General features: G+C 70.9%; 9 protein-coding genes and 2 tRNA genes. 4 read left to right on the top strand and 7 right to left on the bottom strand.

Translation table 11 applies throughout. The annotated features are described in order from the left end of the window. A partial coding sequence (locus ABVB68_RS18210) for a TetR/AcrR family transcriptional regulator (RefSeq protein ID WP_353602095.1) occupies positions 1-435 on the bottom strand: 435 nt, incomplete at its 3' end. A gap of 269 nt (positions 436-704) precedes the next feature. Between ABVB68_RS18210 and hisN the strand changes: the two genes are divergently transcribed. Next, a complete protein-coding gene (hisN, locus tag ABVB68_RS18205) occupies positions 705-1505 on the top strand; it encodes a histidinol-phosphatase (RefSeq protein ID WP_353602094.1) in 801 nt (266 codons plus the stop codon). Between the two features lie 174 nt (positions 1506-1679). Next, positions 1680-2075, top strand: coding sequence for a CBS domain-containing protein (locus ABVB68_RS18200; RefSeq protein ID WP_353602093.1), 396 nt, complete (start codon positions 1680-1682; stop codon positions 2073-2075). Between the two features lie 177 nt (positions 2076-2252). Here ABVB68_RS18200 and ABVB68_RS18195 read toward each other — a convergent pair whose 3' ends face one another. Then, positions 2253-3707 (bottom strand): catalase, encoded by a 1455-nt coding sequence (locus ABVB68_RS18195; RefSeq protein ID WP_353602092.1) that lies wholly within the window; start codon positions 3705-3707, stop codon positions 2253-2255. Positions 3708-3852: 145 nt separating this feature from the next. On the opposite strand from ABVB68_RS18195, the gene ABVB68_RS18190 reads away from it, so the two are divergent. Then, the gene (locus tag ABVB68_RS18190; protein WP_353602091.1) at positions 3853-4269 is read left to right on the top strand and encodes a Fur family transcriptional regulator; all 417 of its coding nucleotides are present in this window, start codon (positions 3853-3855) and stop codon (positions 4267-4269) included. 171 nt (positions 4270-4440) lie between these two features. On the opposite strand, the gene ABVB68_RS18185 is transcribed toward ABVB68_RS18190, so the two are convergent. From ABVB68_RS18185 to ABVB68_RS18170, 4 genes are all read right to left on the bottom strand, one after another. Next, positions 4441-4514, bottom strand: a tRNA-Met gene (locus ABVB68_RS18185). Positions 4515-4605: 91 nt separating this feature from the next. Beyond that, positions 4606-6417: a tetratricopeptide repeat protein gene (locus ABVB68_RS18180; RefSeq protein WP_353602090.1), complete on the bottom strand. Its 1812-nt coding sequence runs from the start codon at positions 6415-6417 to the stop codon at positions 4606-4608. 204 nt (positions 6418-6621) lie between these two features. Then, positions 6622-6695: transfer RNA gene (locus tag ABVB68_RS18175), tRNA-Met, on the bottom strand. A gap of 41 nt (positions 6696-6736) precedes the next feature. Next, a complete protein-coding gene (locus tag ABVB68_RS18170; protein ID WP_353602100.1) occupies positions 6737-9709 on the bottom strand; it encodes a UPF0182 family membrane protein in 2973 nt (990 codons plus the stop codon). A gap of 164 nt (positions 9710-9873) precedes the next feature. On the opposite strand from ABVB68_RS18170, the gene ABVB68_RS18165 reads away from it, so the two are divergent. After that, on the top strand, positions 9874-10416 hold the full coding sequence (locus ABVB68_RS18165) for a PPA1309 family protein (protein ID WP_353602089.1): 543 nt from the start codon (positions 9874-9876) through the stop codon (positions 10414-10416). 68 nt (positions 10417-10484) lie between these two features. Here ABVB68_RS18165 and ABVB68_RS18160 read toward each other — a convergent pair whose 3' ends face one another. Then, on the bottom strand, positions 10485-11582 hold the full coding sequence (locus ABVB68_RS18160) for a YlbL family protein (protein ID WP_353602088.1): 1098 nt from the start codon (positions 11580-11582) through the stop codon (positions 10485-10487).

Here is an 11582-nt window from a genome sequence, read left to right as displayed (position 1 = left end):
CCCGGGTCTCCCGCCGCCGCGCCCCGCCCTGCGCCGACGCCCCGCGCCGCGAGCCCGCTGCGCGGGCACCGCCGAGGAGGACGGCACGCCGGCCAGTGGGGGCGCCGGCAGCCGTTCGCTCCAGCTGCCGGTGAGCAGGGCCCGGACCAGCGCGTTGTCCCGGGCGGCGGCCGCCGTCCACTCGGCCGCCGCGGTGAGCCGCTGCGCGGGCTCGGCCGAACTGCCGAGCGCCCGTTCCACCCCGGCGAGATAGCCGTCGGCCTCCCGCCGGACCAGGGCCCGGGCCAGCCCGTCCTTGCTGCCGAACTCGTTGTACAGGGTCTGCCGGGACACCCCTGCCGCCGCGGCCACGTCGACCATCCGCACCGCGGACCACGGCCGGCGCGCAAGGGCCGTACAGGCGGCGTCCAGTAGGGATTCCCGGGCCGCAGGCATCGTCGCCTCCCTGGGGCGGAGCAACTCTGCGCCCAGATTTGACGCGCTTGTATGCACTGTCAAGGGTTCGCGGTGATACGGCGTCCGCTTCCCGCCGCGCGAGGTGGCGGCGCCGCCGGGTGCACCACGACCGGTCGCGCGGTCACCTCGTTCCGGCGGCGGTGCACCGGGGGGCGCGCTCCGGCGGCCGCGCCCCCCGAGCGCCTCGCCACGCCCGCCCACCTGCCCCCTGTCGCCCCATACCGGCGGCGACCGATACCGTTCGTGACATGCCGGACTACCTCGACGACCTGCGCCTCGCCCACGTCCTCGCGGACGCCGCCGACGCCACCACCATGGAACGCTTCAAGGCTCTCGACCTGAAGGTGGAGACGAAGCCGGACATGACGCCGGTGAGCGAAGCCGACAAGGCGGCGGAAGAACTGATCCGCGGCCACCTCCAGCGGGCCCGCCCGAGGGACGCGATCCTCGGCGAGGAGTACGGCGTGGAGGGCACCGGCCCCCGCCGCTGGGTGATCGACCCGATCGACGGGACCAAGAACTACGTGCGCGGCGTCCCGGTCTGGGCCACCCTCATCTCGCTGACGGAGGCGACCGAGGGCGGCTACCAGCCCGTCGTCGGCCTGGTCTCGGCCCCCGCCCTCGGCCGCCGCTGGTGGGCCGTGAAGGACCACGGCGCCTTCACCGGCCGCAGCCTCACCTCCGCCGGCCGCATCCACGTCTCCCGCGTCGGCGAGCTGGCGGACGCCTCCTTCGCGTACTCCTCGCTGTCCGGCTGGGAGGAGCGGGGCCAGCTCGACGGCTTCCTGGACCTGACCCGCCAGGTGTGGCGCACGCGCGCGTACGGCGACTTCTGGCCGTACATGATGGTCGCCGAAGGCTCCGTCGACCTGTGCGCCGAGCCGGAGCTGTCCCTGTGGGACATGGCCGCCAACGCGGTCATCGTCACCGAGGCGGGCGGCACCTTCACCGGCCTCGACGGCCGCCCGGGTCCGCACAGCGGCAACGCCGCCGCGTCGAACGGCCTGCTCCACGAACAGATGCTGGGGTATCTCGGCCGGCGCTCATGAGCACCGAGAGGGCCCCCGCACGCCCTTGATCGACGTCGCGCGCCCTCTTGTTGACCCGTGCTTTGCCTGGCACTCTGGGACCTGCCCTCACTTGTGAACTTGTGAAAAGCCGCACAGGCGCTTCCGGCGCCCGGCCGCACAGCTTCCGAGACCCCCCAGGAGGTGGCCCCATCCATGTTCGTCCGTGACGCCATGAGCACGGTGGTCCTCACCGTCGGCCCCGCACACACCCTCCGCCAGGCAGCAGCCCTGATGTCCGCGCGCCGCGTCGGCGCCGCCGTGGTCCTCGATCCGGACGCGGGCGGGATCGGCATCCTCACCGAGCGCGACATCCTCGATTCCATCGGGCTCGGCCAGGACCCGGACACCGAACGCACCCATGCCCACACCACCACCGAGGTCGTCTTCGCCTCCCCTGACTGGACCCTGCGGGACGCCGCCCGCGCCATGACCCACGGCGGCTTCAGACACCTGATCGTCCTCGACGGCGGCCAGGTGGCCGGCATCGTCTCGGTCCGCGACATCATCCGCTGCTGGGTCCCGTCATCGGAACCCGCACCCATGCACTGAGCACACGGACCTGGGCGCCGGACCCGGACGCATGGACCTGGGCGACGGACCCGGACGCATGGACCTGGGTGACGGCCCCGGACGCATGGACCTTGGGTGACGGCCCCGGACGCACGCAGCGGGCCGGACCCCGGAGCACCTCGGGGTCCGGCCCGCCCGGCCGCGACGGCGGCCGGCTCAGCCGCGCAGCGCCCGCACCGCCGCCTCCAGCCGCTTGCCGAAGTCGGCGTCGGCGTTGCGGAAGTTCCCGATCGCGCGCTCCGCGATGTCCTCGCGCGAGACCTGCGAGATCGCGCCGGCGAGGTTGGCGACCAGACGCTCCTGCTCCTCGTGCGACATCAGCCGGTAGAGGTTGCCCGCCTGCACGAAGTCGTCGTCCTCGGCGTGCGCGGGCGTCGGGTGGTCACCCGTACCCGCCGTGAAGCCGTCGAACGGCTGCCACAGCGGGCGGCCGGTCTGCCGCGGCCCGCCGAAGCTGTTCGGCTCGTAGTTCTTCGCGGCGCCGTGCCGGCCGTCGTAGAGCCGGCCGTCACGCGCGTTCGTGCGCGCCTCGGTGGCGTGCGGGCGGTTCACCGGGAGGTGGTCGGCGTTGATGCCGACGCGGTAGCGGTGGGCGTCGCCGTAGGCGAAGAGCCGGCCCTGGAGCATCTTGTCCGGGGACGGGCCGATGCCGGGCACGAAGTGCGCCGGGGAGAAGACCGACTGCTCGACCTCCGCGAAGACGTTGCGCGGGTTGCGGTTCAGCTCCAGCCTGCCGATCTCGACGACCGGGTAGTCCGCGTGCGGCCACACCTTGGTCAGGTCGAACGGGTTGAAGCGGTACGTCGCCGCGTCCGCCACCGGCATGATCTGCACGCCCACGGTCCAGCTCGGGAACTCGCCGCGCTCGATCGCCTGGCGCAGGTCGCGCTGGTGGGAGTCGGGATCCCGGCCCGCGAGCAGCTCGGCCTCCCGCGCGGTGAGGTTCCGGATCCCCTGGTCGGTCTTGAAGTGGTACTTGACCCAGAAGGCCTCGCCGTCCGCGTTGTTCCACTGGAAGGTGTGCGAGCCGAAACCGTCCATGTGGCGGTAGGACGCGGGGATGCCCCGGTCACCGAAGAGCCAGGTCACCTGGTGCGTGGACTCGGGCGACAGGCCCCAGAAGTCCCAGACGTTGTCCGCCTCCTGGCTGCCGGTGTACGGGTCGCGCTTCTGGGTGTGGATGAAGTCCGGGAACTTGATCGCGTCCCGGATGAAGAAGACCGGGGTGTTGTTGCCGACGAGGTCATAGTTGCCCTCCTCGGTGTAGAACTTCACCGAGAAGCCGCGCGGGTCACGGACGGCGTCGGCCGCGCCGAGGTTGCCGGCCACGGTCGAGAAGCGCAGGAAGACCTCGGTCTCCTTGCCGATCCCGGAGAGGAACGCGGCGCGCGTGTACTTCGTGACATCGGCCGTCACCGTGAAGGTGCCGTAGGCGCCCGCGCCGCGGGCGTGCACCACGCGCTCCGGGATGCGCTCCCGGTTGAAGTGGGCGAGCTTCTCCAGGAGCAGCTGGTCCTGGACGAGAACCGGGCCGCCGACGCCTGCCGTCTCGCTGTTCTGGTTGTCGGCGACCGGCGCCCCGGCCTCCGTGGTGAGCGGTCCCTGCGTCACGTGCGCCTCCTGCGTCCTTACTGACTGGTCCTGTCCCATGGCCGAAGCCGGTCTCGATCCTACAATAGACTTCGTCTAAGTCAGGCATTGATCTAATCTCACACCTGTTCCCGACCTGGTCTTCCCTGCTGTTAGGCTGGTGGCTATGAGCGACCTACTGGAACGGCTGCGTGGACGCGGATGGCGGATGACCGCGCAGCGACGCGTGGTGGCCGAGGTCCTGAACGGCGAGCACGTCCATCTGACGGCCGACGAGGTCCACGCGCGGGCCGTCGTGAAGCTGCCGGAGATCTCCCGGGCGACCGTCTACAACACGCTGGGCGAGCTGGTCTCCCTCGGCGAGGTGCTGGAAGTCACGACGGACAAGCGCGCCAAGCGGTACGACCCGAACGCGCACCAGCCGCACCATCACCTGGTCTGCGCCCGCTGCGGCTCGATCCGCGACGTCCACCCGACGGGCAACCCGCTCGCCGACCTCCCCGACACCGAGCGCTTCGGCTTCACGGTGTCGGACGTCGAGGTGACGTACCGCGGGCTGTGCCCGGACTGCACGGGCGCGTAACCGACCCGCTTCCCCTGAGCCCCGGCATCCGCCGGGGCTCTTCGCGTGCGCAACCGCGGGCTCGGCAACCACGCGGACAAGGAGCCGCGGGCGCGCACAGGGCACGCAAGATCAGGGCACAAAAAACCGAGGGCCGGAATCCATCTCTGGATTCCGGCCCTCGGCCTTCAGTAGCGGGGACAGGATTTGAACCTGCGACCTCTGGGTTATGAGCCCAGCGAGCTACCGAGCTGCTCCACCCCGCGTCGGTGAATACGACACTACGCGAGGGGGTCCCGCAGAAGCAAATCCGTGGGGGCCGAGGTGGCGGGGGTCACTCACGCCCGCCGGCGCGCGTCATGCCGACAGCTCCTCGCGCAGCGCGTCCCGGAGCCGCCCGGCCCGCTCGGCCACCTCGGCCGGACCCAGGGCGACCGCCCTGTGGGCCCACTTCTGCCCCTCGGCCAGCTCGCCGCGACGCGCGTAGACCAGGGCCAGCCGCAACGCCGCCCGGCCGTGCCCGGCGTCGGCGGCCCGCGTCCACCACACGGCCGCCTCCGGTTCGCTCCCCTCGCGCGCCAGCAGCAGGCCGAGGTTGAAGGCGCCGTTGCGCGAGCCGGCCTCGGCCGCCGTCCGGTACCACTGCGCGGCCTCCACGACATCGCCCCGGGCGGCGGCGAGCATGCCCACCCGCACCTGCGCCCGCCGGTGGCCCTGGGAGGCGGCCCGCTCGTACCACTCCTCGCACTCGGTCTTCTCGTGGACGACCTCGCCCAGCTCGTGCTCGGGCTGCGGCGGCCGGCGCGCGTCGAGCAGGGTGGCCAGCCGGTATGCCGCCTCCGCGCTGCCGCCACCGGCGGCACACCGCAGATGCCGTTCGGCGTCCCGGTCGTCGCCCTCGCGCAGCCGCGCGATGCCGACCTGCAGCGCGGCCTCGGTGTGCCCGGCCGCGGCCGCCCGCTCGTACCACCGCAGCGCCGCCCGCTCCTCGCCGCGCCCGGCGTACAGGATGCCGAGGTTGAACGCGGCGTCCACGCTGCCGGCCTCGGCCGCCTTGGAGAACCACGGCTCGGATCCGGACGTGTCGCCGCCCTGGAGCAGCAGGATGGCCAGCGCGTTGGCCGCCTCCCGGTGCCCCGCGTAGGCGGCCCGCCGGTACCACTGCTCGGCCTGCGCGGTCCGCCCCTGCTCGGCACAGAGCAGGCCGAGGTTGTAGGCGCCGTTGTCGTCGCCCGCGTCCAGCGCGGCCCGGTACCAGCGCTCGGCCGTCTGCGTCTCCCCGCGCTCGGCGTGCAGCGCGCCGAGCGCGTTGGCCGCGTTGCCGTCGCCGTCCTGGGCCGCGCGCAGCCACCACACGGCCGCGCTGTCGGTGTCCCCGGCGTCCCGCAGCAGGAAGCCGAGCGCGCAGGCGGCGCGCGCCTCTCCGTCCTTGGCCGAGGTCAGGTACCAGCGCCCGGCCTCCTTCAGCTGCCCGCGCTTCTCCAGGATCGCCCCGAGGTGCAGGGCGGCCCTGCGATGCCCCCGGGCGGCGGCCTGCCGGTACCACTGCTCGGCCTCGTCGACGGTGCTGTCGGCGCCGCTCTCGTCCTCGTGGCCGGTCCTGTGGTCGAGAGCGCGCGCCAGCCGGTAGGCGGCCTCCCGGTGTCCGCGCTCGGCCGCGGCCCGCATCCAGTACTCGGCGCCGGGGTCCCCGCGGTGCTCCAGGAGGTCGGCGAGCGCATAGGCGCCGAGGGCGTGGCCCTGCTCGGCGGACTGGCGCAGCCAGTACTCGGCGGCCGGCTCGTTCCCGCGCTCTCGGTGGTGGCGGCCCAGCGCGTGCGCGGCCGCTGCGGAGCCGGCGACGGCGGCGATCCGCCACCAGCCGGCCGCCTCGTCGGGATAGCCGCGCTGGTGCAGCAGGACGCCCAGGTTGTTGGCCGCGGCCCGGTCGCCGTCCGCGGTGGCGGCGCGCAGGTGGGGTTCGGCTCCGTCGAGGTCACCACGGCGCAGCAGCATGGCACCGAGGACGCTCGACGCCTCGGCGTCGCCGCTCTGGGCGGCGAGCGCGAGGCGCGTCTCCTCGGCGGTTTCCCCCATGTCCACCATTTCGTCGCGGGCCGGCTCCGTACCGGAAGGCTGCACAAATCGCCTTGACTCGAACAGAGCTGCCTTGTCCCCCATAACATCCATCGTCGCACCACCTGCAACCTGGGTACACCCGGTATACCGCAGCCCGTGAGGTCACTTCAGCGTTTTGTCGACATGCCCACAGGGAGACAAGTCAAACACAAGCCGGCCAACTCCCCACGGCGGCGCGGCCGTCGTTGCCCGCAGTACATGAGTTCGCACACCACGAAGGCCCGGATCCTTTTGGATCCGGGCCTTCGACTTCAGTAGCGGGGACAGGATTTGAACCTGCGACCTCTGGGTTATGAGCCCAGCGAGCTACCGAGCTGCTCCACCCCGCGCCGTTGTGATCCAACCGTACCACGGCGCGGGGGGTGCTTGATCAACTGCCGCTCTTGCCGTCGCCGGCGGCCTTGTCAGCGGCGCCACCGGCGCTCTTGCCGGCGTTCTTGTCTGCGCTCTTGTCGGCGCTCTTGTCGGCGTTCTTGCCGCCGCCGGCCGCGGCCTGCGCGTCCCGGGCCCGCTTGAGCGCGTCCTGCAGGTCCTTCTGCGCAGCGGCGTAGGCGGACCAGTCCGGGCCGTCCGGCCGCTGCAGGGCCTTCTGGCCGGCCTCGAAGGCCTTCTGGGCGTCGTCGAGGGCCTGCCTGACGGTCGGACTGCTCGACGAGGGCGGCGGGTTGGTGGTGCCGGGCGGTGTGGTGGTCGGGCCCTGCGCACCGAAGACCTTGTCGAGCGCCTCGCCGAGTGTGTCCTCGAAGGCCGTCTTGCCCTCGTAGGTGACCAACACCTTGCGCAGCAACGGGTACTTGAGTCCGCCACCGCGTACGTAGACCGGCTCCACGTAGAGCAGTCCGCCGTCCAGTGGCACCGTCAGCAGGTTGCCGTACTCGACCTCCGAATCTCCGCCCTTGAGGAGCTTGATCGCGGCGGCGATGTCCTGTTCGGAGTTGAACTGGCTCTGGATCTGCTTGGGTCCGTCGACGGTCGTGCTGGTCGGCAGCTTCAGGATTCTGATCTTGCCGTAGTCACTGCTGCCCGCCTCCGCGTCCACCGACATGAACGCCGCCAGGTTGTAACGGCCGTTGGGCGTGAACGTCGTCGACAGCGAGAACGCCTGCTCGGCCTGGTCGGGCATCTTCATGCTCAGGTAGTACGGCGGGACCGCGTTGCCCGACTTGTTGGTCGGGTCGTCCGGCACCTGCCACACCCCGCTGCCGGTGAGGAACGTCTGCGCGTCGGTCACGTGGTACCGGGTGAGCAGCTCGCGCTGGACCTTGAACAGGTCCTGCGGGTAACGCAGATGCGCCATCAGGTCAGAGGAGATGGCGCTCTTCGGCTGCACCGTGCCGGGGAAGGCCTTCATCCAGGTCTTCAGCACCGAGTCCTTGGTGTCCCACTCGTAGAGCTTGACATCGCCGGTGTAGGCGTCGACGGTCGCCTTCACCGAGTTGCGGATGTAGTTGACCTGGTTCTGCTGGGCCACCACCGCGCGCGAGTTGTTCGTCGCCGTCAGCGAGTCGGCCGTCGTGTCACCGAGAGTGGTGCGGGAGGCGTAGGGGTAGCCGTTGGTGGTCGTGTAGGCGTCGACGATCCACTGGATACGGTGGTTCACCACCGCCGGGTAGGCGTCGCCGTCGATGGTCAGCCAGGGGGCGACCGCCTCCACGCGCTCCTTGGGCGTGCGGTTGTACAGGATCCGCGATCCCTTGCCGATCGCGCCCGAGTACAGGATCTGGGGCTCGTTGAACGCCACCGCGTAGGCCGCCCGGTTGACCGGGTTGTCGAGGTTGACCCCGCTCTTGCCCTGGTAGCTGGTGGTCTTGTCACCGTTGTCGTCGGAGTAGTCGATCTCCTTCTGGGGACCGCCGACGATGGAGTAGGTGCCGGTCTTCTCGCCGTAGTAGATCCGCTGCTGGTATGAGCCGAGGTCGCCCTTGGACGGCAGGTCGTACTCGGTGAAGACCGGCTCGCCGTTGGCGTTGGCCTCGGTGCCCTTGGCGGCGACCACGCCGTAGCCGTGGGTGTAGCGGAAGTGGTCGTTGATCCAGTTGTTCTTCGGGACTCCGTCCAGGTTCAGCTCGCGCAGGCCGAGGACGGTGTCCTGGTCCTTGCCGTCCTTGGTCGGGTACCGGTCGACGTCCAGGTTGGTCGGGAACCCGTAGTAGTTCTTCATCTGCTGAAGCTGCTGGAACGTCGGCGAGACGATGTTCGGGTCCATGATGCGGATGCCGGCCGCGTCGTTCACGTCGTCGCGGAGCTTGGTCTTGTCCGTGGCGGTGGACTTGCCCGGGTACTCGGTGACCTTGGTGTCGTCGATGCCGTAGGCCTCGCGGGTCGCCGTGAGGTTCTTCTGGACGTACGGCGCTTCCTTGGCCTGCTCGTTGGGCTGGACCTGGAACTTCTGCACGATCGCCGGATAGAGGCCGCCGATCAGGATCGCCGAGAGGACCATCAGGCCGAAGCCGATGACCGGCAGCTGCCAGGTGCGCCGCCACAGCGTGGCGAAGAACAGCAGGGCGCAGATGACGGCGATGCAGAACAGGATCGTCTTCGCCGGCAGATAGGCGTTGGCGTCGACGTAGCGCAGGCCCGTCCAGTTGTCGGTCGCCTTGAAGTCGCTCGACTTGACGGCCAGGCCGTACCGGTCGAGCCAGTAGGCGACCGCCTTCAGCGCCACGAAGATGCCGAGGAGCACCGACAGATGCCCGGTCGCGGCGGCCGTGGCGCGCGCGCCCGGGCTGGTGACGCGCAGCCCGCCGTACAGGTAGTGGGTCAGCGCGGCGGCGATCAGGCTCAGGACGGCGGCGGCGAAGCCGAAGCCCAGCAGGAAGCGGTACCAGGGCAGATCGAAGGCGTAGAAGGCGACGTCGAGGTGGAACTGCGGGTCCTTCTGGTGGAAGGGCACGCCGTTGACCCACATCAGCCAGGTCCGCCACTGGCCGGCCGCCGAGGCGCCGGCGATCAGCCCGACGAGGGCGGTCACGGCGAGCAGCAGCCACTTCTTGTACGGCGCGATCCCCATCCGGTACCGGTCGAGGCTCTGCTGCTCCATGGACATGGCGCTCAGCGGGGGCCGCAGCCGGTGCGCGAGCCAGATGTTGACGCCGACGGCGACCGCCATGAGCAGACCGAAGACGCAGAACAGCCCGATCTTGGTCCACAGAGTGGTGGTGAACACGGACGAGTAGTGCACCGACCGGTACCACAGCCAGTCCGTCCAGAAGCCCGCGAACATGGTGAACGCCATGCCGAGGACGGCCAGGACGCCCAGTGTCACGAGCAGGGTCCGGACGCGCCGGGACGGGCGGCCCGCTCTGATCCGCGGCCCCGTCGGGCTTCCGCCGCGGTCCGGCATCTGGAAAGCCAAGGTGCGCACCTCGATGTTCGCTGTCGATCCGTCAGGCCCTCGTGTTCGCGGGCCCCCCGTGGCCCGCCGTGATCTCGGGCCCACACCTATGCAACTTACTCACGGCTTACTCGGTTCCCGGTTCCGGCCGGGAACGAGGCAGGATTGTGACCATGTCCAACACTCCCATGGCAGCGAGCCCGCTCACCCGGGCCGTACTCGAGATCGACGAGTACGCCTCCGGCCTCGGCTGGGACCAGCCCGCCCGCCTCTTCGCCCTCGTCGACACCGCACGGCTGCGGGTTCAGGAACCCTCGCTCGCGGCCCAGCTGGGCCTCGGGGAGGAGTCCGGGGCCACCGGTCTCACCCCGATCGAGCAGGACGAGATCCCGTCCGGCAAACCGCTGGACGAGTTCCTCGGCACCATCGCCTGGCCCGACGCGGTGGTCGGCTGCGCGCTCACGGTGGAGCGCCTGATGCTGCCGCCGTCGGCCGAGGCGCAGGTGCCGCAGGGCCTCAGCGAGGCGAAGCTGACCAAGTGGGTGGCCGAGCACCCCGAGCGCCAGGAGGTCCGCATGACGGTCGCGGTGCTGCGGGACGGCAGCCGCGAGTCGGCGCTGCGGCTGCGCGAGAAGGACTCCGCCACGGAGGTCCTGACCGGCCCGGCCCTGGTGCCGGGCCTCGCGGAGGCGCTGGCCGCCACGTTCGCGGACTGAGGTCGCTGCGGGTACGGCGATGGGGGCGCCCCGGCACTACGGGCGCCCCCAGCCGTGTCCGGGCCCGTTCAGCCCTTGGCGGCGCAGGTGGGCAGCGCGGCCGTGTTGTCGCTGCGGATGTCCTTCAGCGCGTCCAGCGCGTCCCGGATCGTCTTGACCTTGACCAGGGTGAGGCCGCTCGGGGTGTCCTTGGCGGCCGCCGCGCAGTTGGCGGCCGGCGTCAGGAAGTACTGGGCGCCCTTGTCGCGCGCGCCGACCGTCTTCATCTCGATGCCGCCGATCGGGCCGACGGTGCCGTCGTCGTCGATGGTGCCGGTGCCCGCGACGAACTTGCCGCCGGTCAGGTCGCCAGGGGTGAGCTTGTCGTAGATGCCGAGGGCGAACATCAGACCGGCGCTGGGCCCGCCGACGTCGGCGAGCTTGATGTCGATGGTGAACGGGAAGGTGTGGTCGGTCCCGGCGGAGATCCCGACGATGGCCCGCTTGGCGCCGCTGTCGGCGGACGTGGCGGTCGTGATCTTCACGTCCCGGGTCCCGGTGGCCGTCCTGTGTGCCTTCTCGGCGGCCGCCTGCTCCTTGGCCGGGACGACGGTGAAGACGACGTCCTGCCCCGCCTTGTGCTTGGTCACCAGCTTGGCCACGTCGGTCGGCTGCTTCACCGCCGTGCCGTCCACGGCCTTGATCACGTCGCCCGCGTGCAGCCTGCCCTCGGCCGGGGAGTTCTTGACGACGGTGGAGACGATCACCCAGGACTTCACGGGGACGTGCAGCTCCTTCAGGGCGGCGACCTTGGCGCTCTCCTGGGACTGGCTGAACTCCTCGGCGTTCTCCTGGGTGGACTGCTCCTCCGTCTTGCCGTCCGGGTAGAGCGTGTCGTGCGGCACGATCTTGCTGTCGTGCGCCAGCCAGCCGTAGACGGCCTCGACCAGGTTCATCCGGAAGTCCGCGCTGGTCACCCGGACGGTCGTCATGTTCAGGTGGCCGTTCGCCGGATACGTCTTGTGCCCGGAGATCTGCAGCACCGGCTCGCCGTCGTGCTCCGCCAGCGTGTTCACGGTGGGGCCGGGAGACATCTCCGAGTACGGCACGGGGATGAGCACCCCGGCGCACAGGAGTGCGATCAGCATCAGGGTGGAGGCGAGCATCGTCGCGGTGCGGCGTGGCAT

Source organism: Streptomyces sp. NPDC096012 (assembly GCF_040426375.1).
In the GTDB taxonomy this organism is placed as follows: domain Bacteria; phylum Actinomycetota; class Actinomycetes; order Streptomycetales; family Streptomycetaceae; genus Streptomyces.
Note: the sequence above shows the minus strand (reverse complement) of the source record. Positions and strands in the feature narration are given on the sequence as shown.